This is a genomic window from Rhizobium metallidurans (genome assembly GCF_014196505.1).
GTDB lineage: Bacteria > Pseudomonadota > Alphaproteobacteria > Rhizobiales > Rhizobiaceae > Rhizobium > Rhizobium metallidurans.
In genome coordinates, this window is the sequence record NZ_JACIDW010000012.1 from 117936 (window position 1) to 144252 (window position 26317).

Genomic DNA, 26317 nt, shown 5'->3' on the forward strand with positions numbered 1-26317 from the left:
GCCTGTAAGGGATATGCCGATATGCGCGCTTGCCAATTCAGGCATTGACCTTAGGGGATTCTCCTGAGGCAAGGAGAGTGCAAAACTTCTGATGGACGGGTTGGATATCGGTCAGGAAGCCGTATCATCGGAGTTTTACAAGATAGAAGAGCGGGACACTTTGCGACATCTTTGCCCATCATGAAAACTGTCTTCCCGCGCGCCCCCGTTTCGCTGGCCACCTTGCGTTCGGCACTGCTGGGGCAACGGCAGCGGGCTGGGATTTACGCTCTGACGCTCAGCCTCGTTCTCATCGCATTCAGCCTGCGCTGGATGCTCGATCCAGCCATAGGCGGCCAACCGCTTTACCTGCTCCTCGTGCCGCCAGTCCTGATCGCGGCGATGATCGGTGGGCTAAAGCCCGGTCTGTTCGCGACTGCGACGAGCCTTGCCGGTCATCTCCTGCTCAACAACGAGCTGAGTGCCGTTATCGATCCATCGTCGGCCGGCTGGAGCAACGCTTTCACGCGTGCGCTGACCTTCGTATTGCTTGGGCTCGGCATTTCCTGGTTTGGCGAATATTCCGGCAAGGCAAGAGCACGCGCCGAGGCGCGCGAGGCGCACCTCAAATCCATCCTCGCGACCGTGCCTGACGCGATGATCGTCATCGATTCCCGCGGCGCTATTCAGTCGTTCAGCGCGGCAGCCGAGAAGCTCTTTGGCTACGGTGCCGGAGAAATCATTGGCCGCAACGTCAAGCTGCTGATGCCATCGCCGTATCGTGACCTGCATGACGGCTATCTCGAGCGCTACGCTGCAACCGGCGAAAAGCGCATCATTGGTGTTGGGCGCATCGCGGTCGGCCTACGCAAGAACGGCTCGACCTTCCCGATGGAGTTGTCCGTTGGAGAGATGCATTCGGGCGGAGGGAGGTTCTTCACTGGCTTCATCCGTGACCTCAGCGAACGCCAGGAGACCGAGGCACGGTTGCAGGAGCTCCAGACCGAGCTCATCCACATCTCACGGCTTTCTGCCATGGGCGAGATGGCCTCGGCGCTGGCGCATGAGCTCAACCAGCCGCTGACGGCGATCAACAGCTATCTGAACGGCTCGCGCCGGATGATGGAGGGGCGCCAAGGCGAGCAGGACGAGATGATCCGCGAGGCCCTGAAGCATGCGGCGGGCCAGGCGCTGCGGGCGGGAGAGATCATCCGCCGCCTGCGCGAATTCGTGGGGCGCGGCGAAACCGGAAAGCAGATCCACGATCTCCGCAAGCTGATCGAGGAAGCGGCAGCGTTGGCACTGGTCGGCGCGAAGGAAAAAGGCGTTCGCGTCGTCTTCGACCTTGATGGAGCTTGGACGAACGTGCTCGCCGACAAGGTCCAAGTTCAGCAGGTCCTTCTGAACCTCATCCGCAACGCGCTGGAAGCCATGACAAGCTCATCGGAGCGCGTGCTTCGGATATCGACGCAAGCTCATGCCGAAGGCCTCGTCAGGATCAGCGTGTCGGACAGCGGCGCGGGCCTCGATCCCGATATTGCGCAAAACCTGTTCAAGCCGTTTCACACCACCAAGCCGACCGGCATGGGGGTCGGCCTTTCGCTCTCCAAGACGCTGGTCGAGGCTCACGGTGGGCGCATCTGGGCCGAACCCGTCGACAAAGGCGGGACGATATTCAGTTTCACACTGCGCGCGACGCAAAGAACGGACGCCGATGATGAGTGAAGCGATGGTCCATGTGATAGACGACGATGACGAAGTTCGGCGCGCCCTCGTCTTCCTCCTCGCATCCGTGGGCATCGAGGCGCGGGCTCATGCCTCCGCGACCGACTTCCTGACCGGTTTCCCGCGCGGCTCGGGCGGCTGCATCGTCACCGACGTGCGCATGCCCGAAATGACCGGCATCGACCTCTTGAAACAGCTCAGGCAGGAGGATGTTCGTCTCCCGGTCATCGTGATGACAGGTGATGGCGACATACCGCTTGCCGTGGAGGCGATGAAGATCGGCGCGCTGGACTTCCTTGAAAAGCCTTTCGACGACGAACTCTTCATCACGTCCGTCCGTCGCGCCCTTGATGTCGCAAAAAAGACAGAGAGACTCGACGCCGAGCGCCGTGGCTTCCGCGACCGGTTCGAGACGCTCTCCGGGCGTGAGCGGGACGTCTTCCACGGTCTCATCGCCGGACATCCGAACAAGATCATCGCGCATCTGCACGGCATTAGCCCGAAGACCGTGGAAGTCTACAGGGCCAATGTCATGGACAAGATGAAGGCTTCGAGCCTCTCCGAGCTTGTGCGCATGGCCATGATCATCAAGCCGCCGCACGAGGAGGACGGCGAGCCGATCTGACCGGGAATTGTCCGGCACCGCTTCACGCCCCGCGCCGTCCCAGCCGTTCGATGCGCGCCAGCCATTGCCGCCGCCGTGCGTCGTCGATCCCGCCGATATCGCCGATCAGCGTGGCAAAGATAGGGTCGATGCCTGCGACATACATAACGTTCTGCCTTGGCATCGTTAGGTTTCGGGCAAGCATGAAAATCCGAAACAGCATCGCCGGCATCGCCATGGTCACGACGATGCGCGCCGATTTGCTTCGCAGCATTCCCTTCTCAAAATTGCGGTCATCTGGCGCAATCGCGAACCCTGGCCTCAGAACCTGTTCGAGAAAGGCCTGCAGCAAGGCGGGCATCGACCCCAGCCATAACGGATAGACCAAGACCAGATGATCTGCCCACCCGATGCCTTCCTGCGCCTCGGTGAGATCGGCAGGAACGGGTTTCTGATCCCAATCCACCTCCGATCGCAGGAATGGGATGTCGACGCCAGCCAACGAGACGCGCCGCACGGTGTGGCCTGCTCCGGCAGCCGCCAAGGCATAGCTGTTCACGAGGGCATGGCAAAACCGTTCCTCATGTGGATCGGGATGACCGTCGATGATCATGATCTTCTTGAGCGGCATATCCGGGCTTACCTCCGCTTGTACCAGGGCGCGCAGCCATCATTCGCCACCACTAGTCTGTTTCACCATGCAAGACGAATGCCGATTGCGACATTGACGTCGGTCAAGAAACATCTTTGATATCTATGAATTGGCGGGCCAAACAAATAGTTCCGGCTGCGATCGGCCTCGTCCAACGCGGCCCCGCTAGGTATAAAACTACGCGAGAAGATCGGCTTCAAACGTTCCGCTGTCGCTGTCGCCCGCAAACTCGCCGTCATCATGCATGCGATGCTGCGCTCCGGTGAGCTCTTCAGCAGGGCGACAGCCGCCACCTAACTTTCCAGCTCTGTAGCGCCCACGGCGTGAATCACGGCCCGGATTCCCGTGGCGCCTGGCACGAAATGATCGGAGAAGTCATTTTAGCAGATGCGATCTTGGACGGTTATTGTCTACAACGCTCACTACATAGCGCTCGAAGGCGCGGAAGCGAGCGTGATCGAGGCCGAAGAACAGACTCTCGTTGAGTAGCTCATCGCGCATTCGCCCGTTGAAGCTCTCGACGTAACCGTTTTGCATGGGCTTTCCCGGCGCGATGTAATGCCACTCGACCTTGTGATCCTTCGACCAGGCAAGGATGGCATTCGAGGTGAGTTCGGTTCCGTTATCGGAGACAATCATTCCGGGCTTGCCGCGTCGTTCGATCAGCATCGTCAGCTCCCGTGCGACACGGCGGCCGGAGATTGAGGTGTCTGGAATTGCTGCAGGCATTCACGCGTCACATCATCGACGATGTTGAGCACACGAAACCTCCGTCCGCAGGCGAACTGGTCGTGGACGAAATCCAGCGACCAGCGGGCGTTTGCCTTCGCTTCGACCAGGATCGGAGCACGCATGCCGACAGCACGGCGTCGTGCCTTCCGCTTGCGTACTGTAAACCCTTCCTCGCGATACAGCCGATAGATGCGATTGACGCCGGACGGCTCTCCTTCACGGCGAAGCAGGACGAACAGTCGACGGTAGCCGAAACGCCGTCGCTCATTAGCCAACTCACGCAGCCTTGCTCGCAATTCGGTCTCCACCGGTCGGTGCGACTGGTAACGGATCGTCTTGCGATCGGCAGATATGATCTGGCAGGCCCGCCGTTCCGAAAGCCCCATAACGGTCTTCAGGTGCGTGACGGCTTCACGCTTGGCGGCGGGCCCTACCATTTTTTTTGGAGAAGCTCGCGGAGGGCGGCCGCATCAAGCATCTGTTCGGCAAGCAGCTTCTTCAGCCTGGCGTTCTCGTCCTCAAGCGCCTTCAGCCGCTTCGCCTCAGAGACCTCCATGCCGCCGTATTTGGCTTTCCAGTTATAAAACGTTGCTTCTGAAATTCCATGCCTGCGGCAAAGATCGGCCGTCTTAGCGCCAGCCTCCTGCTCCTTCAATACCGCAATAATCTGCTCTTCCGTAAATCGCTGCTTCTTCATGCGTCCGTCCTTTAAGCGGAAAACTCCAACCTCCGCTGGTCCAACGTTTGGGGGCGGTTCATAATGGGCCGGACTCTAATCCATTCTGGAGGAAATTCGCAGTGGCAGGTCAGACTTTGTGAAAGCGCTGTCCCTATTCATCGAAGTCCGCAGCTTCACCCACTGTCGGTCAAGGATTCGGCTTTGCCACCTTCAGCCGGCCAATCTCAATGGCAAGCTGGTCCTGAGTGTAGGGTTTGCCAAGCCGTGCCACGTCGTGATCGATGTCCGGCGGTAACTCTGCATAACCGGAGGCGATCAGGATCGGCAAATCAGGAATCAGATCTCGCGCGATCTTGGCCAACTCGCCACCGGTCATACCGGGCATCGAATAGTCGGTAATCATCAGATCGAACCGCTTAGTGTCTCGCATCAACCCAAGCGCTTCTTGGCCAGAATGCGCCTCAACGACTTCGTGCCCGAGGTCCGCCAGCATGTCGGCTGAACTCATGGCAATTAGTACGTCGTCATCGACCAGCAGGATCCGCATCGGCCCTACTTGGCGCTCTGGTGAGCTCGGTTCGGTCTGAACAGGCTCCACGACAAGACCCGCAAATATCGAGACCGGCATCCAAAGCTCGGCCGTCGTACCGACGCCGATCGTGCTCGACAACCGCAATTCGCCCTTCAGCTGCGATGCCAAGCCATGGATCATCGACAGACCAAGTCCGGTTCCTTTTCCGAGCTCCTTTGTCGAGAAGAACGGCTCGATCGCCTTCTGAAGCGTGGCCTCATCCATGCCGTGGCCCTGATCGGCCACGGAGAGTATCACATAACGTCCGGCGGCAAGCGTCTCGGTGGGTAAATCATTCCTTTCTTCCTTGAGGGCGATGTGAAGTCGACCACCACCGGCCATCGCGTCACGGGCGTTGACCGCGAGGTTGAGCAATGCCAGCTCGACCTGATTGGCGTCGGCCGAGACTTGCGGCAGATGATCAGGAATCTCCGTCTCGACGACGATGGTGGAGCCCACAGAGCGCCTCAGCAGATCTTCCATTCCCACGACGAGTTCGGCCATATCGACGGGCTCCACACGCAGATCCTGGCGACGAGAAAACGCAAGCTGTCAATCGGCGTCGTAACGGGGCTCTGACTCATTCTCGATGATGTTTCGGATTTTACTGGCCTGGTTTCCAATGGAGAATCAGCGCCATGCGAGCCCATTTTCGGCTTTCCGATCTGATCCCTGCCGAGTTGAACGTAGAGGCAATGCACCACCGCGCAGATGTGATCATCGTCGCCGCACATGGTCAGTCCCGAGATTGCAGGTGTCCCGAATGCGGTACGATCTCCCATCGTGTTCACAGCCGCTACCCTCGGATGATCGCCGATCTGCCGTGTGCAGGCCGGAGCGTCGAACTGCATCTGACCGTCCGACGTTTCGTCTGTAGTGCCAATCAATGCCGCCGAAAGATTTTTGCCGAGCGTTTCGGTGATGACATAGTCCGACCCATGGCCCGCAGGACAGCACGTCTGGACACCTTGGTGCACCATTTGGCTTTGGCATTGGGTGGTCGCCCGGCAGCACGGTTCGCAGATCGTCTCGGGTTTCCGGTTAGCAACGACACGCTGCTTCGAACCGTTCGTCGATATGATCGACCACCACCAACGCCGCCGAGCGTTATCGGCATTGATGACTGGGCGTGGCGTCGCAATCATCGATATGGCACGATCATCTGCGACCTTGAGCGGCGAAAGACGATCGCCCTGCTGCCCGACCGAGAACCGGCGACGGCTAAGGCCTGGCTGGCCCAACAGCCGCAAATCGAAATCGTGGCAAGAGATCGCGGCGGCGGGTATGCGCAGGCCGCTGCACGAGCCCTGCCACAGGCCGAACAGGTCGCCGACCGCTGGCATCTCATGGAAAACGCTAGCCACGCCTTTCTTGATGCTGTTCGGAAGTCAATGCGGCGGGTGCGCGTGGCAGTCGGTACAGCAACCGTAAATCCCAAGCTTCTGACTGCCGCCGAGCGCTTGCAATATGACGGATATCTGCGGCGTGAAGAGACAAACTCTGTCATTCGTGGACTCGTCGGCGAAGGCGTGTCCATCAAGGAGATCGTGCGCAGAACTGGGCATAGCCGAAAGCTGGTTCGCGGCGTCGTCCGTGGTCAAAGGACCGATATCTTCCGCGTCCGGCAAACTTCGCTCGAACCACACCTCCCGTGGCTCGAAGCGCAATGGGATGCTGGATTACGAAATGGTGCTGAACTCTGGCGACAGCTTCGGCTGGCTGGTTTTGGCGGCGGTCTCCGCGTTGTCACGGAATGGGCAACACGACGACGAAGGGCCGAAAAGGCCGAGAACGGGCTCGGCCACGCGCCGGCGGCACGCACCATCGTCCGCCTAATGACCCTTGAGCGTAACAATTTGACCAAGGCGCAAACGATGACGGTCGCCGCGATCGAGGAGCAGCTACCTGACCTTGTCGAGGCAAGAGACGTCGTGGAGAGCTTCCACGATATGCTGCGGCGTAGGTCTGAAGATGAACTCGACACGTGGATCGACCGCGCAGCAGCAAGCTTGGTCGCGTCATTCGCCAACGGCATCATCCGCGACAGAGCAGCGGTTCAGAATGCAATCACTTCAGTTTGGTCGAACGGCCAGACAGAGGGTCAGATCACCAAACTCAAACTCATCAAGCGCCAGATGTACGGGCGCGGGAAGCTCGATTTGCTTGAGGCACGTATCGTCGGGGCCCCCTGATGTCATCGAGATTGCGTCAGACCCCCGTTTGGACGCCGATCACCCCATGTGCGGGGTCCTTATTCCATGCCTAATCACACACCGAGACGCTCGAGGAGATTCCGCGCCGGGTCAAGGTGATCGAGACGGTGCGGGAAAAGTTCACGTGCCGTCAATGTGAGGCGATCAGCCAGCCGCCGGCACCGTTCCATGCCACGCCGCGCGGCTTCATTGGTCCTCATCTGTTGGCGACGATCCTGTTCGACAAGTTTGGCATGCACAGCCCGCTCAACCGGCAGAGTGCCCGGTTCAAATGCGAGGGGATCGATCTTTCGACCTCGACGCTGGCCGACCAGGTCGGATACAACAGCTGCTCTCATGCCTGTCTTCGATCTGATCGAGGCGCATGTTTTTGCGGCCGAGCGTCTTCACGGTGACGACACCACCATTCCCATTCAGGCCAGGGACAAATGCACGATCGGACGCATATGGACTTACGTATGCGATGACCGACCGTTGGGGGAGCAGCGCCGCCAGCCGCAATCTATTATGCGTCAAGTGACTGGCGCGGCGAACATCCGCAGAATCATACTCCGATGCCGGCTGGAGGGGGCATCCACCCAATCAGTTCACCGGCAGGTTGGAAGCGTGGGCGAGCTGATCATAAAGCCCGGCCTTGGGAGCCGAGCGATAGTAAACTTCAGATAGGAAGAACGTTCCGTTGTCTCGGACGCATTGCGCTACAACGTCGATCCCGGTGTGTAGCATTTTGAGAATTTCGGCCCGTCCAAAACCGCTGCCGCCCTCGGACTCCTTGACCAAGAGCGTCAGCTGCTCAAAAGCAAGCTGGGCCGAATTCGCATGAACAGTCGTAATCGAGCCCGGATGGCCGGAATTCACGTTTCGTATGTAGTAGAAAGCCGTTCCGTCGCGAAGCTCCTGAAGCAGGATCCGATCTGGCCTCATGCGAACGCAAGACTCCAACAGTTCTTTTGGGCCTGCCAGAGAAAGCCCTTGCCCTCCCTTTGAGTAGAAAAGACGTACATGATTTGGTTGAGAGATGACAAGCTCCGGCGTGTCTTCGATCGAGATAACCCTCTCATTCTCAGGAATATGCTTGAGCAGCGCCTTAGAAAGGGTCGTTTTTGCTGAACCCGTGGCACCCGAAATGATGATGTTTTTTCGGGCGATGACTGCATGCCGGAGGAAATCCTTGAAGCGCCCAGCTTGATAGGCTTCATTGAGTTCTTCATCCTGGCAAGAAGAGGCTCCAGTCACCGCACGTGTATTATCAAAAAATCCATTTTCCGCCAGGTCATCAAGGCTGAAATCGACCGACGACGGCTTGCGAATTGTGATGCTGACCACGCCTTTCATCGTTGCCGGCGGGATGACGATCTGAATTCGTTCGGCTCCGGGCAAGGTCGCCGACAATATCGGACGTGTCTCATCGATCGATTGGTGAGAAAAACTGGCGACGGCCCGGGCAAGGCGCATGAGCTTTTCGAAGGTCAGATCCGGCATATCATAAGTCCGCCAACCTCCGGGTCCTTCCGTCAGGACTTGCCCGGGTCGATTCACAATTACTTCGTAAAGGGATCGGTCTTGAAGGTATGTCAAAAACGGCCTCAAGAGTTCTCTTACAACCGCCGAATCCTGCCCCTCTGACATTTCTAAGCCTACTTCGTGACAAGTGTCGACCGCTGGGAAAAATCGCCCAGCACCGCGCGGTCAAAAATACGGTTCCTCGGCTCCGTCACTCGAAGACGGTAGATGCCGGAAAAGTCGAGATCGCGAGCCACAAAGATCGAAACCAGTTCGCCTTGATGCTTGTTCAGCGTCGGTGGGATGTTGATCGATTGCTCGACCGCAATCGCCGCCGCCTGCTGACCGGCGCTCGTGGTGTTCTGTGCCTCAACCTCGCTGTTCTGTAATTGGCTGCTGGCATAGCCGGTCGCATCACCCACGATAGACAAAAGCAATGCGCTTCCGAACCGCTCCCACCATTTCGTATCGACATACCCATCGACGCCGGCGCGACCGAGCGCATCGGTCGCGGGCGACGCAAGGGTGACGATTACTCCATTTGGGGTCTTCGCCCTGTTCCAGAGGACAAATAGCCTTTTTTGGCCGCGCTGAAGCCCACCGCGATATTCGCCGACGACCTGCGTCCCTTTCTCCATCAACACGACGCGACCGTTATCCGACAGGATATCGCGGTTGACGACGCAACTGGCGAACCCTGGCTGGTCGGACGCCAATGCCGTTTCGAGTATGCAGGGTATCGAAGTGCCCATCGAGACGATGAAATTCCGGTTGCCAAGCGTGCCGGCGCGCGAGCCCTCTAGCCGGGTCGGTCGCAGCAGACCGTCGAAGCGCTGCTGGTCGCTGCTCTGCTGGTTTTGAGCCATAAGATTGTTGTCGAGTGGCACGAAGTTCTCATCCTCTGACGCATTCGAATCAACAGTCTGTCTCCGATCTTTCTCGGCGTTCCGTCCGCTGCTGAAGGCCATGACCGGGGCGCGGCGGGCGGAATCGAGCAGCTTGTCATTCTCTTCCACAACCGGTTCGACCGCAGGGGTCGGCAACTTTACCTCTGGAACCACCTGCGTCGGCTCGATTTTTTCTTTAGCGGCTTCAAATGGATTTGTCTGGCGAATAACCACGCGCTCGGACTGGACGCTCTCGTCCTTGGCCTTCTTGCCTATTGCCGACCAGAGGGCGAAACCAATGAACGCGACGATCGCCACAGCGACTGCCCCTCGTTTCAAAAGAGGGTTGTTGTCAATCCGACCGCCAGTGACCGTTTCTGCACGTTCTCCGGGAATGCGAGCTTCGTCTTGCTGAGCCATGGATATCGCCTCCCTATTGCGCGTTGTCATCGCTTTTCACGACGCGCTCCACCGAGGGAGACGTCGTGTTGGTGTTGGGATTGATGCCGACACGATCGTAGGCCTCGTTGAAGACGCAGAGCACATCTGTACCCCGACGCAGGATGAACTTGCGGCTGATTGCGTGCACCATGACGAGATTGCCATCGATGGACTTCGGAACAAGGCTTTCCGACCCGTCTGAATTTTCCATATAGATCGCAGGCATTTCCTGATTGCCGGCGAAGGTGAAGGTCGTTGTCTTGCCGTTGTCATAGACGCTTTGCGGCTCCAAAGCCTGGGAGCCTTGGGCCGAATAGCGCCAGTTTCGTGGGCCATAGGCTTCGTGGAGTGATAGCACGTTGTCGGCGTCCTTCGCCTGGGCGGCGAGAGACCTTGACGCCGCCTGTTTTCGGCGCAACTCGGCTTCATCTTCAGGATATCTGTACTTTACGTAAAAATAGGTGTTCTGCCCGGCTTCGACCGACCCGTCGCGCACGGTCAATTCCATCTGGTAGCTCCGCGTTGAGCCATCCCGGCGCGTCGTCACCACGGAAATGTTCGTCACCGGCTGGTTCTCGCGCGGCTTCAGGAACAGGATGTTGCCGGCCGGCGCGACTTCCCAGGCGACGCTGTTGCCCAGCGCCACCTGGGCAACTTCCTCATCGGCGGCGAATTCTACCTGTACCGACGAGCGTAGGCTGCCGACGATCCTGGTGATGTCGTAAGGCTGGTAATCGACAAAGCGGACGCGACTGTCTTTTGAAGCGCCCCGTGGGATTTCCAGCGCCAGCGCCTGCGGCATCGAGCCGGAAAGTCCGATCAGGACGACGATTGCGGCGCGTATCATTTCACCTCCTCCGGATCCGTCCGATACTCGCTGACAATAAAGCCGAGCGGATTTACGAGCCGGTCTGTCGATGTCATCGGCGCATTGAAATAGGAATAAGTCAGTGTCGCCACCCACCGGGTGGTGCTGACCTCCTTCTCGCGCGTCGTGGTGCGCATGTAGCGGACAGAGACGACATTCCGATTGATGAGGGAGATCGAAGCGATGTCGATCCTCGCGGTGGCGCCACGGCCATAGATGTTCTGCGGCGATTCCGGGTTGCTACCGCGATATACGCCAGCAAACCGCGCCTGCTCCGGTTGGGTCGACAAGAGCGCGATGGTGCGGAAGTTTTCTTGTGCCTCGCTCCAGACATAACCCTCGCGGGCGCGCACATATTTGGCTGCGAAGTATTTCGTTACGGCCTCGTCGTAGGTGCCGGCCGTCGACGTCAATGCCGACACGACATCGACAATGCCCGTCGAATTGTCGACGCGCACCACAAAGGGTTCAACCGTCTTAAGCGGAGTGAGACCAGCGATCGCAAAGACGGAAACGCTGGCGACGATGCCGGAAGCAATGGCGATCGACCAGGCAATCCTGTTCGATCGTTCGATCTGCATCATTCGATCCTGGTCGAACCGACGCGCTTTATCGAAATAACTCTTGAGATTTTCTGTCGTCACCATGTCTCATCCCTTACAGCGGCGATAGGAACCGTCGATGTCCAGATGTGCGAAGGCTGCAGGCTCTCTGGTCTCTTCGGCAAACGGCGTTACGGAGATGGAGGGACTTGCGTCGGATTGCTGTTGTTTCAGCTTGCTGTCGCCCTCCCATTCCCACATCGAACGGTTCAAGGGGCGGCGTGAATAACCGTCGCATTTCGGCAATGGGTACGTAAGCGACGCGCAGCCGCCAAGCGTGGCTGCAAGGAGGAGAAACACGGCAGGCTTCATCATTCAGGCAGGCCTTTTCTTATTGTTCTGAATTGCATGTCATGCACCGGCATTTCTTGATCCGAACGCCCGGCCGGCAAAGCGAGCCCCGCGGCCGATCATCCGGCCGGTGTACGATGTTCCCCGAGCCAACATGCCTTCATGCGCATCTCGTGCGGCGCCATAGCCATAAGCGAGCGACGCCCCGCCGGAGGCCAAAGCGGAGGCGATACTGGGAAGCTGGTAGAAGACGTAAAGGGCGGCGATCCCGATGGCGCAAAGGGCAATCGGACGCATGAGAACGTCGGTGTAGCTGTCGATCGCGGTAAAGGTTGAGTCGATACAAGAAATCAGCAGGGAACCCACCGCAACGACGAGAACTTGCAGGATGACGAAGTTTGCGAGCTGCCCGATCCAGGACTCGGTAAAACGCCGCGTCGATTGAAACATCGCAAGCGCAATGAAGATCGGCCCGATCGCCAGCACGATTGCCAGCGCCAACCGCGCATAGAGTGAGACCACATAGCCGATCCCCGCGACAAGAAAGCTGACGCCGATAACCATCATGCCCCCGACGCCGGTAACGATATCGACCGGCCATGAAGCACGCGACCAGATATCGGTCGCAGAAGCCTGGCCCTTGTCGAGAAGGCTGTCAAATGTGCTGGCGCTCGGCGCCGCACCCGAATTCAGCGCCTGCGCGATCTCGCGCGGCAAAACATCGAAGAAGATGTTCGTCACATAGGTTTGATATTCACTGGCGTTCTTGACCAGCATGACGATGATGGCGAGCTTTATGGCGCGAAAGGCAAAGTCCAGGATGGGCTCCTGCACGGAGCCGCGTAGGACGAGATACCCATAGAGAACCACATAAAGGGTGACGGCCGCCGTCAACGGCCCGGTTACCCATTCGGCGATGTTCGATGTCCCATCCGAGACGAACGTCTCCAGCGGCCGCTTGAACTGCCCATCGATGAATTCGAATACCTGGTACATCCGTTCAACCTCCCAGCGCTTTGCGCATGTTCTGGAGGCGAAGCTTGCCGTCCGCCGCTTCCGCGTTCCGGCAATTCGGCTTGTCGCGCAATTCACCCGGATTGTCGCGGCACTCAGAGATCGTACGGCTCAGCAGCGCCTTGTCGGCGACGAACTCATCGACGGTATAAGTCCGCTCCGATTCCTGCGAGCAGGCTGCTAGCAGTATCAGGCACACGAAAATTGGAAGCCGCTTCACTGCAGCGCCGCCTTCATTGCGTCCATGCGTTGGCGCCAATCCTCTGCCTTGCGCTGTTCATCGACCTGGGTCTGGGCTTGCTGCACCATTCGCAACCCTTCCATCCGCAGGACGTCGGTCTGGAGGAATGCCTGTTCTGCCTGAAGCCGCGCCTGCAAGTCCGCAACGTCCTTGGCGTCGCTCGCCGAAGATATCTTCGAGCGTAGCTCATCGATCCCGTCGATGCGCTTGGTCGCAGCATCGTAGATCTGCTGACCCAGGCTCATCTGACCCGCATTCTGGCTTTGAATACGCGACAGTTCCTTGGCATAAAAATCGTCGGCGCTGGTGCGGTAGGTCGAGTTGCTGTCGAGGAATTTCGAGGCAGAATCCTGGAACACGCCGGTGCCATTGCCCTTAAGCAGGCCCTCGATGGCGGCGAAATCGGACGGAAGCGCCTTGCGGATCGCCGGATCGTTGAGGACGCTGGCGACATCCGCCATATCGGTGAGCTTGTTGAGCGAGCCATAAAGCTGCTGCGCCTGCTCGATCTGCTGGTTGAGCGCATCGAGTTGCGACTTGAGCTGCGCAATGCTTTCGATCTGTTTGGCGATAGCCGTCTGATCAATGACCGGAATCCCTTGCCCTACCGCGCCTTCGGCGGAAAGGATGAGCACCGTGGCGAGCGCTGCGCCGTAAAGTCGATAGGAAGCCATCAGCTTGCACTCCTTCGCTGTTGGAAAACGGGAAGCCAATCTTTGACGTCCTCTCCAACCTCCGCACGGATCACGTCGAGAAGTTCGACATTGGCGGTCCGGCCGGAAAGGATGGCGAGTTCGTCTTCGAAGCCGTTGAGGTCGAGCTCGGCAACCACGCTGTTGTGGCCCTGCTTCAACACAAACCGCCGGCTTTCGACGGACAGTTCGCGCGCAATCAATTCGTACTCGCGCTCCGTGAGCTTGAATCCATCGACATAGTCGGCATGATTGCCACGCGAGTTAGGCAGGAAAATCTGCGTCGGGCATTGCTCGATGATCGTGTGCGCGATCGGCGAGATCAGCGCATCGCGTGGGCTCTGTGTTGCAAACAGCATCAAGCCATTCTGTTTGCGGATCGTCTTCAGCTTGTTCTGCGCAAGATCGCGGAACCCCTCGTCCTGGAGCGCCTTCCAGAATTCGTCGATGACGATGATGATCCGACGGCCATCGATCAGCTGCTCGACACGGTGGAAGAGATAGGCCATCAGCGGTGTGCGAATTTCCTCGTTGTCGAGGAAATCGGTCATATCGTAGCCAATAAACTTGCCTGTCCCCCCGAAATCACCAAAGCCGATATCCTCGATGACGTTGTCGAAAACCCAACCGAGCGGCCCTCCCCTCTCCCACCGACGGAGCCTGGCGGCGATCCCTTCCGGATCGGTGTTATTAAGGAACGTCCGGAGTGCGCCGATAGTCCGCTGTTCCACGGGCAGGTCGGCGAGGCCATCGATCGCGCCGGAGATGTCGCGAAGCTCGTTGACCGTCAGTTCCCTTGTCCCGGATCCCACAAGCTTGCCAACCCAACGCGACAGGAACACCTTGTTCTCCGGCGTCAGATCGAGGGCCTTGAGGGGAGCGCAGCCGGTGGGCATACCATTCTTCAAGGGGAGGTAGGTTCCCCCGGCGGCGCGGACATAGAGGTCCGCGCCACGGTCTTTGTCGAAGAAGACGACGTGCGGATCGTGTTTTTCCAGTTGCGACAGCATGAAATTCACGATCACCGTTTTCCCTGCGCCCGACGGACCGCACATGAAGGTGTTGCCGAGATCACCGTAGTGGAGGTTGAAGTAATACGGCGACCCCGAGGCCGTCTTGAGCAGAGCGACGGCCGGTCCCCATTCGTTGCCGTCCTTCTGTCCGATCGGATAGGAATGGAACGGTGACAAGGCAGCGAAATTCTTCGAGGTGATAGCACCTGATCGCGCCCGATAGCGGAAGTTGCCGGGCAATTGCGCCCACCATGCTGCCTCGAGGCCAAGATCTTCTCGGGCGACGACGGCGCCTCCATTGGTCAGGCTGGCGCGCGCCTTCGCGAGATTGTCCGTCAGTTCCTTCACTGTAGTCGCGAAGACGGATAGTGTCAGGTGATGCTCGCCGATCACGAACCGGTTGGACTCGAGATCGTCCATCGCATCGTCGAGTTCGTCGATCTGCGAGGCAGCCTTGTCGCCGCTGCTCACCATTTGGTTTTGCTTCCGCCCCATGACGACGCGAGCGTCCGCCTTCGACACAAAGCAGAAGGATTGGGAAAGCATGAGTTCAAACGGACTTGTCAGCACGCCGTCCAGCATCCCGGTCCTGGTGCGGGCCGGGTATTCTTTGAAACTCAGCATGCCGGCGAACCGGGTTTCCGCCTCGTGGCGAATTTCGATGGTCTCGCGACCGATGATGACGCGATCCGAGTAGATCGCCGAGGCGATGCGGCCTTCGGTCAGTGGCACTCGTTCGCGCCTGCCGCCGACGACTTGATGCAGCACCTCGCTCGGCTCGGAGAAGAGCATTTCGTCCTGGTCATACAGAGCAAGGACACGTGGCTGAAAACGCTTCAAACCAGCGACTACATCGATGACCTTGTCCTGAAGCTGTTTCAGGGCCTCCTCATCCAGCTCTATGCCTTTTCGATTGGCGCGGCGAAGGCGTGAGAGCAGCTTAACAGCCTTGTCGGCGGGGTCGCGAGCTGGCGACCAAAGGACGGTCAGATAGAGATCATTGCGGAAAAGGTCTTCGCGCACCATGCGCTCACGGTATTTCTCATTGAGCGCGGCGGAGAATGGAGTCGCAAATGTCCCATCCGGATAGTCGCTGTCTCTGCGGCGGATCAAATGCGTCCAGAGGGCTAGCCGCTCATCCGCAATGTTCCGGAAAAGCGTATTGAGATCGCGATGGAGGGCGTTTAGGTCGAGCACATCCGCGGTTTCGAACGACACTCCTTCAAGGGCGATCATGACCATCAGTGTCCGGGAGTCGAGTGCGATAGTCGCTTCGTCGATGTGCCGGACGTAGGGAATGAAAGCCTCGGGTGCGAGTTCGCGGGATCTGAGAGTGGCGATGTTAGGCAAAACCGATATCCCTTTCGTCAAAGCGGCGGGCCAGTCGAAGTGGAGAGAGCGTGGCTCCGCCCCAATAAGCGCTATTACGTGATCGGCCGCGTGTTTCGACCCAGGCCATCAGGATGCGGAACATGTTGTGATCGTGCTTTACCAGGGCGCGAAAGATGAGGTGAAACACGACGCCGACGAGCGCGTAGGCGATCGATCCGGCGACGATGAACAGGATCGTCGTGAGCATGATGTTGAAGCCCATCGCCTCCATGGTCACGCCAGCGATCATCGCCGGCCGCGTGCACGCGATGAAGAGTGAATCTTCTTCGAGAACCGCCCGCTCGACCGCCATCTTCAGCCGCCGACGATGGTGTTGACGAGCTCGGTGGCGCCGAAGATGCCGCCGATACCGATAATCCAGAAGCCCGCCCGCCTCAGGTCCATATAGCCGAACATCCAGGCAATGCAGATGATGATGACCGCGATGACAGCCAGAAGCTTGGCAATGTTCCCGGTCAGCATTGTGACGATGTTCTGGAGCACCGTTTCGATGCCTGCGGATTGCGCGAAGGCCGGCTCGACCATCAGAAAAACGACGGCGGTTGCCATCACAGACGAAGCAACAAGGGGTCGGATTCGGGAATTCATTGTCATTCACTCTGCTCCAATTGATTGCTCTGAAACACCAGGACGGATGAACGGCGCCGGGTCTGGAAGACGTCCCACGCCGGCGCGACAGCGGTCGGGGCTACTTTGTCCGCGGAATTCTCCGCAACCACCTCGGCGACGAGATCCGCCTGAGGTACCTTGGCGGCGACGTCGGTCCCCCTCCCCTCCCCCGTGTCGCTGATCGTCAACCTGGCAATCCTCGGACCGAGCCGTTTGACTTCCCGGCGGACCTGATCGTCGTAGCTGACCATGGCTCCGACGGATGGATCATCGCGCCCGTAATAGGATTGCAGCATGACTTTCTCGGCCCTGGCCGGCTCCGCTCCCTCCTTCACGGCGAGGCGATAGTAGCCGTCGAGTAGCGTCGCTGTGGCCCGCAGGTTGAGGCATGGATCGAAGGCGTCGGATATCGAAAGATTCAGTCTTTGCAGTTCTTCCAGTCCGATCCCGCCGAGACCCATCTGGATGTCGTGGCGCTTTGCCGCCAACGATGTGGCGACTTCGATTGCCTCGGCCCTCGTGGCAGGCTGTCGCTTTAGCGGTGCGCCGCTATTGATCCGGATATTGAACGGGGCGAACCGGCTTTCGAGGCTGACGACGCCTGCGAGGGTTTCGGATGAGACATAGGGCGCGCAGGTCTGCGCAAGGTCTAAGAACGCAACGGGCATGTTCAGAACCACACCCTCTGCTTACCAACCCCGTCGATCGTAACATCGATGTATCGAGGTTTCTCGCGCACCAAGGGACGGGCGACGGCATATGCCATGCACTGATAGCGACCGTTTTCCTTTTGCCAGCGCGGAGACCTAACTGAGCCGTCGTATGAACCGCCACCGTCTCGATCTCGCTGGCAGAAACTGTCGCTTACGGTCTGCAACGACGTCGAAATGCAAGTCGCTTCACTTCCCCGTGGCCCGTAGCCAGAAGACAGACTGTAGCCAGCATTGCAGTAATATGGTTCGTAGCGCGGACGGGAACTTTGAAAGCCAACCCCTGCACAGGTCGGAAACGAATGTCCTCTTGCCAACCAACTCCACAGCTTCTCGATCGGCGGCCTGCATTCGCCATATTGCGTTGGGCCACCCGGATTGGATAAGCACAGGATAACCTGGCACCCCCATTCGTCGGCGCGAGCGCTTCGTTCCGAAATAGTATACAGTGAAGCGAACCCTAACGCTGCTATGATCGTTCGAAAGAAAAGGCTCTTCATGCCCCCTACCCTCCGGTTTCTCCAATGTCAGCTGGGACTGAAAAGCGACTCGCCTCAACCCGTAGACTATGCAAATAATAGATAGTTAAACCGATGGCAAGCAATTTGAGCGACCGATGGCAAAGCCAAGCTTTATCTGTTTTCGCGGTGCGTGAAATCCTGGAAAAGCCGATCGAGGGGGAATCGGCGCAATCCCGTATCAAGCAGATCGGGATGATGAATATCCTTTACATGATGCACCAGGCCCACGAGAAGCTAACACTATCAAATATAATAGAGATTACTGGAATGACGCGCGGCGGCGTCATCGAAACGATGGATCTCCTGGTCGAACGAGGCATCCTGCTCGAGACGCTTGGCAGGAACTCGATGGGGCGCGGCACAGCGCGACAGTTCCAGTTTGCACCGGGAGTGTTTGAGAGTTTGCGCGTGGTCGCTGGGGATGAAAAACGCTAATCTTAGTTAAGAAACATTGTAATGTTATCTGCCGAGCGCCTGTGCGCAAATAACCCCGTTGCAGGTGCCGGTGCCCCTATTCTGGGCCTGTAAAAGGCCACGATATTGGGAAGGTTGCGCTTTGAAAGCAGGGCGATGATCGCTGCCGCGTCAGCCTGAACTTGGACGAGACGTCCTTCGGGGGGCTCGCTGCAAGGGATCTAAATAGCCGCGATAGAAGCGCCCCGTCATGCTGATTGACACGACACTGCCAATCGATGCGCCGTAAAACGCAGCGCCTGGAACGGGGCTTTCTAGCACCGCGAAACCACATCGGTCATTGCTCCGAGCGCTTGTCTCGTTCCGATGACGACGCCCTGTCGATCGGATGAAGCGTGGATGGACAGGGCGGCACAATAGGTCGGCTTGGCAACTGCATCGCCGGTGCTGACGCAGAGGAAAGCAAAGGTAAGCGCCAGGATCGTGCCTAACAGGCCGACGCTGGCGAAACCGGAGGCGACAAGGCTGAAAATCAGCGGGATCACGGCGACCCTGTAACTAACAAGGCCAGCGCTATGTAAATTGGAGCGGTCAGCGAAACCTTCGAAAGGACGCTGGAGACACCAGCGCCGACAACGGCGCCTGCCCCTCCCCCGGCATCCACGATCCGTTTTGCCTGGCGCCCAGTGTTCGGTGAACTGTTGTTTGCTCCAAAGGCGAGCAGCAGTAGACTTACGATAAGCAAACTTTGGCTGGCCACAGGAACGCGCTTGCAGCCAAGACAGTCGGAAAGCTTGCCCAGTAGAGGCGCGGATGCGAGAGCGCTTCCACGCCCACAACGATGCCTAGGATAATCGTTCTTGCTCCCATCTGACGCAAGAAAAGGGGTAGCACAGGCAGTATCGCGGCGATGCCAGCCGCATAGAGACCGAAGATGGCGCATGGCGGAGCCCCCAACTGCCAGTCGAGCTTATCAGGCGCTGCAGCTGCAATGTTGAGATCGGCTTCGGCGGTCATCGCAAACCCTCCCCGGCAGAGGCCAAGCCCATCCGAGCAAGGTGGAATGCGAGCATCGTAGCTTCATCCACACCAACGATGGCGCCGACATATCCGTCGGGGCGAATCAGCGCGCACTCGCCCGGTGCCAACGCATACGGATCGACGAACTCGCCTTTTGGGCCGGTATGTTGGATACACAGCCCTGGGCGCGATGGGGCGTTCGCATCAAAGGCTTCGTTGGCCAGAAGCGTCCAATACGGGCCACGAAACAGGCCGAAAAGTCGCGAAGGCTGTCCAGCCGCATGAGGGCTTCGAGGCCAATGAAGACCTCGGCTCGCGTGAAATCTTACCCCCCACCCTTTCGAAGGAATTTCCCGAATTTGGATAGTATTATCTTGGCGGCGCCATGGGTTACGAAGCCCGCGAACTCGATAGGGCGAACATGATCGCGATGCTGGCCGAGGCGGGCCGGCCATGACTACGAGGCATCGAACGCTGTGAAAGGTGGTTTCATTCTGTAGGAATGCCTCTTGCCATTTCCCCTTTCTCCTCACTCGTTTCGTAGAAATGATGTACTCCGCCAATGACGATTTCGATTCGCATCGACGGGCGGCACTGTAGGAGGGGAGGAGCCAGTGCCGCTCCCCCTGCTCGCATTCCCGCTGGTCATGCTGCATGCGGAGCGCATAGGCGAGAGGCGTCGGCCCCAGCTCTCCCTTCGGACCGCTACGCTGAGTCTCATGCGGTTGCTTCTGGTACCGCTCCGGCCCGACGACCATTCCCGAAATTCCGCCTTGCGGCCCGCGCCTTCCTCCGGGCAGGTTGCACCGCCATTCCTCGTTAGGCAAGAAAGCAGGTTCCGGCCGTCCTCCACGCTGTTGCGGTGGGTGCCGTCCGATCGTGCCCGATCATGTCGACAGCCATCGAGGTTGCGATGGTCGCGACCCGAACAAACCAGAAGGATTCGAAAATCATCGGCAACTTCACCCCCAACAGCAACGCAATCACCGGGCAGGTCCGCACGCTCACGGGCTCCATGAAGGCGCGGGCTCCGCCCAATCGAGCGCGCCTCGCGCGACGCCCGCATCATGTCAGGGCCGCCGAGGTCGCTGCCGCCTGGAACAAGGTCTCTGGTGACAGCGAGCCCTTCATCTCTGTGATCATCGACGACCCGAGCGTTAACGCCATCAACGCGGCGCTGTAGCCGAGCCAGACCCAAGGCGACTACGACCTGGTCTGGAACTGCGCCAAGCGCGAAGCCTGAACCGAAACCTCGTCGCCAAAAGGCGGGGCAAATGCCTCATTGGCCACAAAGTTCTCAGCTGAGAACTTGGTGGCCATTTATCTATTTAAGCCCAGGCCTGACGATTTGAATTTGCCCAACCGAGGGGATTGGCCTGCACCGCGCACTTAAAAGTTCTCAGTTGAGAACTTTTGGCTTCCGAGCAATGCGGATGGCTTCAAATAATAACGTTGGAACGCTCGAAATATGTGCGACCAAGCCCGCTTCTGTGGAGGGGAGGGGGGGGCCGACGTCGACCGTGGCTTCTCGCATCGACCCGACGGCGAATGCGGCAACATAGCCGCTCGTCGAAGTTCTGCGTGCTTCAGGAACTCCGCCGATGTTCAGACTCCTGCAGAGCGGTCGGTGACGAAGCGCACGTCGGAGTGTTGCGGCTGTCAGAGATGATGAGGCAGCGTCGGACAGTCAGCGGGTGGCATTGCCGTTGCTAGGAACTAATGTCGATGATGGGGCCCGCCATGTCCGAGACCCGTCGGGCTTGAACACACGTAGCGCGGCGAACACGTCCTCGATGTGGCATTTCTGGTCGAGAGACAGGCTACGCCTCAATATTCTTCCCTAAACGACCTCCCATGGCTTTCTTCCCCGGGAAGACTGCACCGCCATTCGTCTTGAGGGAAGAAGCAGCTGCCGGCCGTCTTCCACGCTGTTGCGGCGGCGTGTGGTCCGATCGTGACCAATCATGTCGACAGCCATCGAGCTCGCGATGGTCGCGACCCGAACAAACCGGAAGGAACCGAAAATGGCTATCATCGGTAGCTTCGCCCCCAACGGAAGCGCGATCACCGGCTAGGTCCACACGCTCACGGGCTCCATGAAAGCCCGGAATCCGCCCAATCGAGCGCACCTCGCGCGACGCCCCGAAGGCGAGGCATCCTCCCTTCCTCTGATGAACATGGCGCCGGACATCGAACCCGGCTTGGGCTTTCTGGTGCCATACGAACTAAAAACATCTGCTCAGATCCCCTCATGGCGCTCCTTCCATGCTGCCAGGCATCAAGGACGCGGTTCCAACAAATTTCTGTCACGCCCCCCTTCGGGCTGCGGCAAGAATTCGGCTCTGCACGCAGCCTACCGCGATCCCTGCCCCCGCCACCCCCATGCCTCGTCAGTCGTCTTTCACAAAACCTTCAGGAAACGACGATTACGTATGACCTTGACCGCACCATCCTTGAACTCGGCTTGAGCTGGCCCCACTCCGACGAAGGACGCGAGATCGAACTTGAGCTTGAGAGCGCGCTAGCGGAGCGGGAGGCGGCGCTTGCCGAGCGTCCATACAACGCCTCCCTCTTGACGCTCACTTTATTGCCGCCTGAACGGTTGCAAAACCACCTTAAGGCTTCGCAGTGGACCGGCCCCGTGTGGCAGCGGCCACTGGTTTGGAATTGTTGTTTGGATCCACGCATGAGGAGGGGCAAAGACGCGCTAAAATTGCCGAGTTGCGAGTGCCGGATCACATTCACAGGACAACAGGTCGATCTGCCAAAAGTAAACTATCTGTTCCCAACCCGGGCGTTAACCTTTCATTAACCCAATTTTCCTTGACCGACTCGTCGACTCGGGTCATTTTTGCGCTCAATTGCCGATTTCACCGGATTGAGCGTTTAAAATGAATTCACCCGCTACTCATCTTCAGGCGCGCGCATCCGCGATCCCGTCGCTAACGCGCCTCATTGAAGCAGACGCAGACTTGTTGAGCGCCCAGTTGCAGCAGCTGCGAGCACGCGCTTTTCCACCGACGGCAGAGAAACAGCTCCGGAAATTCATGGCAGGAGAAGCGGCGAAACTCATCGGCATAAGTGATGCCTACCTGCGCCTTCTCGCTTCTGAAGGCAATATACCCGAGGCGGAGAAAAACGGCGCCGGACGCCGTCTTTATTCCCTAGAACAAATCCACGAGATCCGTCGCTATCTCAGCGCCAACAAAAAGGGCTACTCGCCGCTTCGGACCGCAAACGAACCTCTACAGGTCGTAGCGGTCACAAACTTCAAAGGCGGATCAGGTAAAACTACCACGGCCGCGCATCTGGCTCAGTATTTCGCCTTGCGCGGATATCGCACGCTTGCCGTGGATCTCGACCCGCAGGCGTCGCTATCTGCTCTGGTCGGCTTACAGCCGGAATTCGATCTTGGCCACAACGAAACAATGTACGGCGCAATCCGCTACGACGAACAACAGCGACCGTTGAGCGACATCATTCGCAAGACCTACTTCTCGGGCCTAGATATCGTACCTGGAAATCTCGAACTTCAGGAGTTCGAGCACGATACCCCCCGAATTCTAGGTGAGAAGGCCCGTAGTCGCGAACGCATGTTCTTCACCCGAATTGCGTCTGCCCTCGCTTCGGTGGAACAGAATTACGACGTCGTGGTGCTGGACTGCCCGCCATCCCTTGGATATCTGACGCTTTCGGCATTGTGCGCCGCAAGGAGTGTGGTGGTCACCATTCATCCGCAGATGCTGGACGTCGCGTCGATGTCGCAATTCCTACATATGACGGCGAGTCTCTTCGATGTCGTCGAAAAGGCAGGCGGCAATGCCGAATACGATTTCTTTCGTTACGCGGTGACGCGTTATGAGCCAAGCGATGGTCCCCAAGGCCAGATCGTTGGTCTGCTGAAAAGTCTTTTTGGGGATCGTGTCTTGACCAATGCGATGGTCAAGTCGGCCGCTGTCTCAGATGCCGGAATAACAAAGCAAACGCTGTACGAGGTGGGACGCGAGAATTTTACGCGCGCTACCTACGACCGTGCCATTGAATCGCTCGATGGCGTCAATGGAGAGATCGAAAGACTCGTCAAGCAAGCGTGGGGGCGGACCACATGAGTAAACGCAGCGACGCGCTCAAAGGATTTCTGGAACCCATTCAGACAGCAACCGAACCAGCGCCGCGGGCAAAACCTGCGGTACAATCGGGTGCACTGAATTCTATGAACCAGGCCATAGCCAATCTTGCCACCGAAGCAGAGCAGGCGGAGCAATTACGGGCGCAACTGGAAGCCGGCGAGACGATCATCGAAATCGATCCCGGTCTCATCCACACCTCATTTGTGAGAGACCGGCTCGACGATTTCGCAGGACAAGACTTCGTCGACCTCAAGGAAAGCATGCGTAACAGCGGGCAGATTGTGCCTGTTCTTGTGCGGTCCCATCCGGAGCGAAAGGGCGAATATCAGCTCGCGTTCGGCCATCGCCGCGTTGAGGCGCTTCGTCAACTCCGCGGCAAGGTCAAAGCCATTGTCCGTAATCTCTCCGACGAAGATCTTATCGTCGCGCAAGGAAAGGAAAATACTGATCGAACTGACCTTTCCTTTATTGAAAAGGCGCTTTTCGCGCTTCGCCTCGAACAAAAGGGCATTCGTCGCCAGGTCATAATGGATGCATTGACCACGACGTCCAAAGGGGTTTTGTCAGGCATGATCTCGCTTGCCAGTTCAATGCCCACCGATCTCATTGAGGCGATCGGACCCGCGCCGGCGGTTGGGCGGCCACGATGGGAAGCATTGGCGCAAACGCTCACTAATGCAAAGAATGACGACGTTTGGCGACGCGTCACCACTGACGAAGAGTTTCGGAAGCTTGCAAGCGATGGTCGTTTTGACGCTGTCCTCAAGGCCATAACAGCACGGAGAGAAACTGTTTCCAACGAACGGATCATAAAAACGCAAGAGGGGAGAAGGATCGCCACAGCGCAGTTTGCCAAGCGCGCTGTCAGGCTAACGATCCAGAGCAAGGATTCCCCGGATTTTGCGGAGTTTCTTTTGAAGAAGCTTCCCGACATTTACGCCGCGTACGTCTCGCAAGAGGCGGGCACAAGACAACTTGAAGGCTAGGAGCAGACCAGCAAAAGAAAAAGGCCCCCGAACGGTTACCCGTGGAAGCCTCTCTCGTATTCCGTGACAAGATCGAGAATCGCATTTCCACGAATCGTAGTCAAGAGTCTTTGGCACCGTTTTGGTGAGCGGATTTCTTTTGCCTGATGAGAGGTGAAGGGAAATGCAGATTGGAAATGTGACGACGCCGTTCGGGCGGCGGCCGATGTCGCTTGCCCTGGTGAAAGGGCAGAGGGACGCGGCACAGATCAAAGCAGGTAAGACTGCCGAAAAATGGAAGGTGTTCCGCGACGTTTGCGAAGCCCGCGCCTTGCTCGGTCTCCAGGATCGTGCCCTCGCGGTTCTGGACGCACTCCTCAGCTTTTATCCGGAGAGCCAATTGTCCGAGGAGTTTGGTATGGTGGTCTTTCCATCCAACGCCCAGCTTTCGGTTCGGGCGCACGGCATCACAGGCACCACGTTACGCCGGCAGCTGGCGGCACTCGTTGACGCTGGTTTGGTTCATCGGCGGGATAGCCCGAACGGAAAGCGCTATGCCCATCGTGGCAGGGAAGGCGAGATCGAGCAGGCCTTCGGCTTTAGCCTCGCACCGCTTCTGGCCCGTGTCGAAGAGCTAGCCCAGTTGGCGCAACAGGTTGCCGAAGAGCGCCGGCTGTTCAAGCGTGCCAGGGAAGCGCTGACGATCTGCCGTCGTGACGTTCGGAAGCTGATCACGGCTGCGGTAGAGGAGGGGGCTGACGGCGACTGGGAGGCGATCGAGGCCATGTATATTGCCGCTCTCGCCAAGCTGCCTCGCAATCCGAGGCATGACGATGTCGTTTCCGCCCTGGATGAAATGACGCTTCTGCGTGAGGAAGTCGTCAACCTATTGGAAACTCAGCAAAACACAGAGAATACGGATGGCAATGGTAGTCGGAATGGCTGCCACATACAGAATTCAAAACCCGAATCTATCAATGAATCTGAACCACGCTCTGAAAAAGAGCAGGGCGGACGGCTGGCGGAAGAACCGAAGCCGATGGCCGAGACGAGAGAGCCGTTCCCGTTGAGCATGGTCCTGCGGGCTTGCCCTGAGATCGTGATGTATGGGCCGGGAGGCGCGATCACCCATTGGCGGGAGCTGATGACCGCGGCCGTCGTCGTCCGGTCGAGCCTTGGGGTCAGTCCGTCGGCGTACCAGGACGCCTGCGACGTGATGGGGCCAGAAAATGCGGCCACGGCGCTCGCCTGCATCCTCGAAAGGGCAGGCCACATCAACTCGGCCGGCGGATATCTGCGGGACCTCACCCGCAAAGCGGCGCGGGGCGAATTCGGGCTCGGCCCGATGCTGATGGCTTTGCTGAAGGTCCATGTCGGCGGGGACAGGAAGTCGGCATAGCGGGGAGGGTGCGTCAGAAGCGAAAAGTCCGGAACCGCCCGGGCGGTTCAGTCCTCGGGGACCAGCACGTCGAATACCTCGAGGAGCGTATCGACGATGGCTTGGCCCAGGACATTGGCGCTCTCGGCAATTTTAGTGTCGTCCTCCCCGCGTGCAGCAAGGGCAAGATTGCCGCCCTTGTCGGCGATGACCGCTGCAGCGCGCTCGATCGCCCATTGTGCGAAGTCGGCGCGGTTCTCGATCGTGGCGGTTTCCATCGTCTTTCCCTCTTTAGACCTGTTCCGGTGCGGGTGTCGTTTGGCACTTAATTGTAAGAATGCGCCAGTTCCGAGAAGCGATTGCACTTAATGTGAGATTCTAGGCTGGGATTTTCGGCTCTTGACGCCTTCCGAAACGGCAACAATCTGCTGTAAAATTTGACTTTTTCTGATGAAGCTTGGCCGTATTCAG

At 58.4% G+C, this 26317-nt stretch carries 25 protein-coding genes and 4 pseudogenes; 10 read left to right on the forward strand and 19 right to left on the reverse strand.

Annotated elements, in window-relative coordinates:
- Nucleotides 1-180 precede the first annotated feature (180 nt).
- Both GGQ67_RS17445 and fixJ read left to right on the forward strand, forming a co-directional pair.
- A complete protein-coding gene (locus GGQ67_RS17445; RefSeq protein WP_246400219.1) occupies nt 181-1704 on the forward strand; it encodes a PAS domain-containing sensor histidine kinase in 1524 nt (507 codons plus the stop codon).
- Nucleotides 1697-2329 (forward strand): response regulator FixJ, encoded by a 633-nt coding sequence (gene fixJ, locus GGQ67_RS17450; protein WP_343056524.1) that lies wholly within the window; start codon nt 1697-1699, stop codon nt 2327-2329. The genes GGQ67_RS17445 and fixJ overlap by 8 nt, the downstream gene beginning before the upstream one ends.
- A gap of 22 nt (nt 2330-2351) precedes the next feature.
- Here the strand turns inward: fixJ and GGQ67_RS17455 are convergent, their stop codons facing one another.
- A complete protein-coding gene (locus GGQ67_RS17455) occupies nt 2352-2939 on the reverse strand; it encodes an NAD(P)H-dependent oxidoreductase (RefSeq protein WP_183901399.1) in 588 nt (195 codons plus the stop codon).
- Between the two features lie 189 nt (nt 2940-3128).
- Between GGQ67_RS17455 and GGQ67_RS17460 the strand changes: the two are divergent.
- Nucleotides 3129-3257: pseudogene (locus GGQ67_RS17460) on the forward strand (IS110 family transposase); the annotation flags it as partial.
- 150 nt (nt 3258-3407) lie between these two features.
- On the opposite strand, the pseudogene GGQ67_RS17465 reads toward GGQ67_RS17460, so the two are convergent.
- Both GGQ67_RS17465 and GGQ67_RS17470 read right to left on the reverse strand, forming a co-directional pair.
- Nucleotides 3408-4389 (reverse strand): annotated as a pseudogene (locus tag GGQ67_RS17465) (IS3 family transposase); the annotation flags it as partial.
- Nucleotides 4390-4558: 169 nt separating this feature from the next.
- Nucleotides 4559-5491, reverse strand: a pseudogene (locus GGQ67_RS17470) (ATP-binding protein); the annotation flags it as partial.
- Between the two features lie 89 nt (nt 5492-5580).
- Here GGQ67_RS17470 and GGQ67_RS17475 point away from each other — a divergent pair.
- Both GGQ67_RS17475 and GGQ67_RS17480 read left to right on the forward strand, forming a co-directional pair.
- Nucleotides 5581-7134 carry an ISL3 family transposase gene (locus GGQ67_RS17475; RefSeq protein ID WP_183901401.1) on the forward strand — a complete coding sequence of 518 codons (1554 nt, stop codon included), beginning with the start codon at nt 5581-5583 and terminating at the stop codon, nt 7132-7134.
- Nucleotides 7135-7214: 80 nt separating this feature from the next.
- Nucleotides 7215-7730 (forward strand): annotated as a pseudogene (locus GGQ67_RS17480) (IS66 family transposase); the annotation flags it as partial.
- Between the two features lie 7 nt (nt 7731-7737).
- Here GGQ67_RS17480 and virB11 read toward each other — a convergent pair.
- Genes virB11 through GGQ67_RS25370 form a run of 13 tightly spaced genes read right to left on the reverse strand, consistent with a single transcriptional unit; the run spans nt 7738 to nt 17918 of the window.
- Nucleotides 7738-8784 (reverse strand): P-type DNA transfer ATPase VirB11, encoded by a 1047-nt coding sequence (gene virB11, locus GGQ67_RS17485; protein ID WP_183901402.1) that lies wholly within the window; start codon nt 8782-8784, stop codon nt 7738-7740.
- 8 nt (nt 8785-8792) lie between these two features.
- Nucleotides 8793-9965, reverse strand: coding sequence for a type IV secretion system protein VirB10 (virB10, locus tag GGQ67_RS17490; protein ID WP_183901403.1), 1173 nt, complete (start codon nt 9963-9965; stop codon nt 8793-8795).
- 13 nt (nt 9966-9978) lie between these two features.
- Complete coding sequence (gene virB9 / locus GGQ67_RS17495; RefSeq protein WP_183901404.1) at nt 9979-10833, reverse strand: P-type conjugative transfer protein VirB9; 855 nt, start codon at nt 10831-10833, stop codon at nt 9979-9981.
- Nucleotides 10830-11501 carry a VirB8 family type IV secretion system protein gene (locus tag GGQ67_RS17500; RefSeq protein WP_183901405.1) on the reverse strand — a complete coding sequence of 224 codons (672 nt, stop codon included), beginning with the start codon at nt 11499-11501 and terminating at the stop codon, nt 10830-10832. Before GGQ67_RS17500 ends, virB9 begins: the two co-directional genes overlap by 4 nt.
- Before the next feature lie 3 nt (nt 11502-11504).
- Nucleotides 11505-11771, reverse strand: a complete 267-nt coding sequence (locus GGQ67_RS17505) for a hypothetical protein (protein WP_183901406.1) — start codon at nt 11769-11771, stop codon at nt 11505-11507.
- Nucleotides 11772-11807: 36 nt separating this feature from the next.
- Nucleotides 11808-12743, reverse strand: a complete 936-nt coding sequence (locus GGQ67_RS17510; protein WP_183901407.1) for a TrbL/VirB6 family protein — start codon at nt 12741-12743, stop codon at nt 11808-11810.
- A 4-nt stretch (nt 12744-12747) separates the two neighbouring features.
- Entirely contained in the window at nt 12748-12981 is a 234-nt protein-coding gene (locus tag GGQ67_RS17515; RefSeq protein ID WP_183901408.1) for an EexN family lipoprotein, read from the reverse strand.
- Nucleotides 12978-13676, reverse strand: a complete 699-nt coding sequence (gene virB5 / locus GGQ67_RS17520; RefSeq protein WP_183901409.1) for a P-type DNA transfer protein VirB5 — start codon at nt 13674-13676, stop codon at nt 12978-12980. The genes GGQ67_RS17515 and virB5 overlap by 4 nt, the downstream gene beginning before the upstream one ends.
- A complete protein-coding gene (locus tag GGQ67_RS17525; protein ID WP_183901410.1) occupies nt 13676-16057 on the reverse strand; it encodes a VirB4 family type IV secretion/conjugal transfer ATPase in 2382 nt (793 codons plus the stop codon). Before GGQ67_RS17525 ends, virB5 begins: the two co-directional genes overlap by 1 nt.
- Entirely contained in the window at nt 16050-16391 is a 342-nt protein-coding gene (locus tag GGQ67_RS17530) for a VirB3 family type IV secretion system protein (RefSeq protein WP_183901411.1), read from the reverse strand. Before GGQ67_RS17530 ends, GGQ67_RS17525 begins: the two co-directional genes overlap by 8 nt.
- Nucleotides 16392-16393: 2 nt before the next feature.
- A complete protein-coding gene (locus GGQ67_RS17535) occupies nt 16394-16693 on the reverse strand; it encodes a TrbC/VirB2 family protein (protein ID WP_183901412.1) in 300 nt (99 codons plus the stop codon).
- Nucleotides 16690-17376 carry a lytic transglycosylase domain-containing protein gene (locus tag GGQ67_RS17540; protein ID WP_183901413.1) on the reverse strand — a complete coding sequence of 229 codons (687 nt, stop codon included), beginning with the start codon at nt 17374-17376 and terminating at the stop codon, nt 16690-16692. The genes GGQ67_RS17535 and GGQ67_RS17540 overlap by 4 nt, the downstream gene beginning before the upstream one ends.
- A gap of 2 nt (nt 17377-17378) precedes the next feature.
- Nucleotides 17379-17918, reverse strand: coding sequence for a hypothetical protein (locus GGQ67_RS25370; RefSeq protein ID WP_246400220.1), 540 nt, complete (start codon nt 17916-17918; stop codon nt 17379-17381).
- 93 nt (nt 17919-18011) lie between these two features.
- Between GGQ67_RS25370 and GGQ67_RS17545 the strand changes: the two genes are divergently transcribed.
- Nucleotides 18012-18374, forward strand: coding sequence for a transcriptional regulator (locus GGQ67_RS17545; RefSeq protein WP_183901414.1), 363 nt, complete (start codon nt 18012-18014; stop codon nt 18372-18374).
- 293 nt (nt 18375-18667) lie between these two features.
- On the opposite strand, the gene GGQ67_RS17550 is transcribed toward GGQ67_RS17545, so the two are convergent.
- Nucleotides 18668-18898, reverse strand: a complete 231-nt coding sequence (locus GGQ67_RS17550) for an MFS transporter (protein ID WP_183901415.1) — start codon at nt 18896-18898, stop codon at nt 18668-18670.
- A 187-nt stretch (nt 18899-19085) separates the two neighbouring features.
- Entirely contained in the window at nt 19086-19370 is a 285-nt protein-coding gene (locus GGQ67_RS17555; protein WP_183901416.1) for a hypothetical protein, read from the reverse strand.
- A gap of 892 nt (nt 19371-20262) precedes the next feature.
- Here GGQ67_RS17555 and GGQ67_RS17560 point away from each other — a divergent pair.
- The 4 genes from GGQ67_RS17560 (at nt 20263) to repC (ending at nt 25867) form a co-directional block, all read left to right on the forward strand.
- A complete protein-coding gene (locus tag GGQ67_RS17560; protein ID WP_246400221.1) occupies nt 20263-20556 on the forward strand; it encodes a DUF736 family protein in 294 nt (97 codons plus the stop codon).
- A gap of 1708 nt (nt 20557-22264) precedes the next feature.
- Nucleotides 22265-23482, forward strand: coding sequence for a plasmid partitioning protein RepA (gene repA / locus GGQ67_RS17565; RefSeq protein ID WP_183901417.1), 1218 nt, complete (start codon nt 22265-22267; stop codon nt 23480-23482).
- On the forward strand, nt 23479-24489 hold the full coding sequence (gene repB, locus GGQ67_RS17570; RefSeq protein WP_183901418.1) for a plasmid partitioning protein RepB: 1011 nt from the start codon (nt 23479-23481) through the stop codon (nt 24487-24489). Before repA ends, repB begins: the two co-directional genes overlap by 4 nt.
- 163 nt (nt 24490-24652) lie before the next feature.
- Nucleotides 24653-25867 (forward strand): plasmid replication protein RepC, encoded by a 1215-nt coding sequence (repC, locus tag GGQ67_RS17575; protein WP_183901419.1) that lies wholly within the window; start codon nt 24653-24655, stop codon nt 25865-25867.
- A 47-nt stretch (nt 25868-25914) separates the two neighbouring features.
- Here repC and GGQ67_RS17580 read toward each other — a convergent pair whose 3' ends face one another.
- Complete coding sequence (locus GGQ67_RS17580; RefSeq protein ID WP_183901420.1) at nt 25915-26124, reverse strand: hypothetical protein; 210 nt, start codon at nt 26122-26124, stop codon at nt 25915-25917.
- Nucleotides 26125-26317 lie beyond the last annotated feature (193 nt).

Bases quoted from the DNA above. Each gene is read 5' to 3' on its own strand.
- GGQ67_RS17445 (WP_246400219.1), top strand. From the start codon at position 181: ATGAAAACTGTCTTCCCGCGCGCCCCCGTTTCGCTGGCCACCTTGCGT.
- fixJ (WP_343056524.1), top strand. From the start codon at position 1,697: ATGAGTGAAGCGATGGTCCATGTGATAGACGACGATGACGAAGTTCGG.
- GGQ67_RS17455 (WP_183901399.1), bottom strand. From the start codon at position 2,939: ATGCCGCTCAAGAAGATCATGATCATCGACGGTCATCCCGATCCACAT.
- GGQ67_RS17475 (WP_183901401.1), top strand. From the start codon at position 5,581: ATGCGAGCCCATTTTCGGCTTTCCGATCTGATCCCTGCCGAGTTGAAC.
- virB11 (WP_183901402.1), bottom strand. From the start codon at position 8,784: ATGTCAGAGGGGCAGGATTCGGCGGTTGTAAGAGAACTCTTGAGGCCG.
- virB10 (WP_183901403.1), bottom strand. From the start codon at position 9,965: ATGGCTCAGCAAGACGAAGCTCGCATTCCCGGAGAACGTGCAGAAACG.
- virB9 (WP_183901404.1), bottom strand. From the start codon at position 10,833: ATGATACGCGCCGCAATCGTCGTCCTGATCGGACTTTCCGGCTCGATG.
- GGQ67_RS17500 (WP_183901405.1), bottom strand. From the start codon at position 11,501: ATGGTGACGACAGAAAATCTCAAGAGTTATTTCGATAAAGCGCGTCGG.
- GGQ67_RS17505 (WP_183901406.1), bottom strand. From the start codon at position 11,771: ATGATGAAGCCTGCCGTGTTTCTCCTCCTTGCAGCCACGCTTGGCGGC.
- GGQ67_RS17510 (WP_183901407.1), bottom strand. From the start codon at position 12,743: ATGTACCAGGTATTCGAATTCATCGATGGGCAGTTCAAGCGGCCGCTG.
- virB5 (WP_183901409.1), bottom strand. From the start codon at position 13,676: ATGGCTTCCTATCGACTTTACGGCGCAGCGCTCGCCACGGTGCTCATC.
- GGQ67_RS17530 (WP_183901411.1), bottom strand. From the start codon at position 16,391: ATGGCGGTCGAGCGGGCGGTTCTCGAAGAAGATTCACTCTTCATCGCG.
- GGQ67_RS17535 (WP_183901412.1), bottom strand. From the start codon at position 16,693: ATGACAATGAATTCCCGAATCCGACCCCTTGTTGCTTCGTCTGTGATG.
- GGQ67_RS17540 (WP_183901413.1), bottom strand. From the start codon at position 17,376: ATGCCCGTTGCGTTCTTAGACCTTGCGCAGACCTGCGCGCCCTATGTC.
- GGQ67_RS25370 (WP_246400220.1), bottom strand. From the start codon at position 17,918: ATGAAGAGCCTTTTCTTTCGAACGATCATAGCAGCGTTAGGGTTCGCT.
- GGQ67_RS17545 (WP_183901414.1), top strand. From the start codon at position 18,012: ATGGCAAGCAATTTGAGCGACCGATGGCAAAGCCAAGCTTTATCTGTT.
- GGQ67_RS17555 (WP_183901416.1), bottom strand. From the start codon at position 19,370: ATGACCGCCGAAGCCGATCTCAACATTGCAGCTGCAGCGCCTGATAAG.
- GGQ67_RS17560 (WP_246400221.1), top strand. From the start codon at position 20,263: ATGTCGACAGCCATCGAGGTTGCGATGGTCGCGACCCGAACAAACCAG.
- repA (WP_183901417.1), top strand. From the start codon at position 22,265: ATGAATTCACCCGCTACTCATCTTCAGGCGCGCGCATCCGCGATCCCG.
- repB (WP_183901418.1), top strand. From the start codon at position 23,479: ATGAGTAAACGCAGCGACGCGCTCAAAGGATTTCTGGAACCCATTCAG.
- repC (WP_183901419.1), top strand. From the start codon at position 24,653: ATGCAGATTGGAAATGTGACGACGCCGTTCGGGCGGCGGCCGATGTCG.
- GGQ67_RS17580 (WP_183901420.1), bottom strand. From the start codon at position 26,124: ATGGAAACCGCCACGATCGAGAACCGCGCCGACTTCGCACAATGGGCG.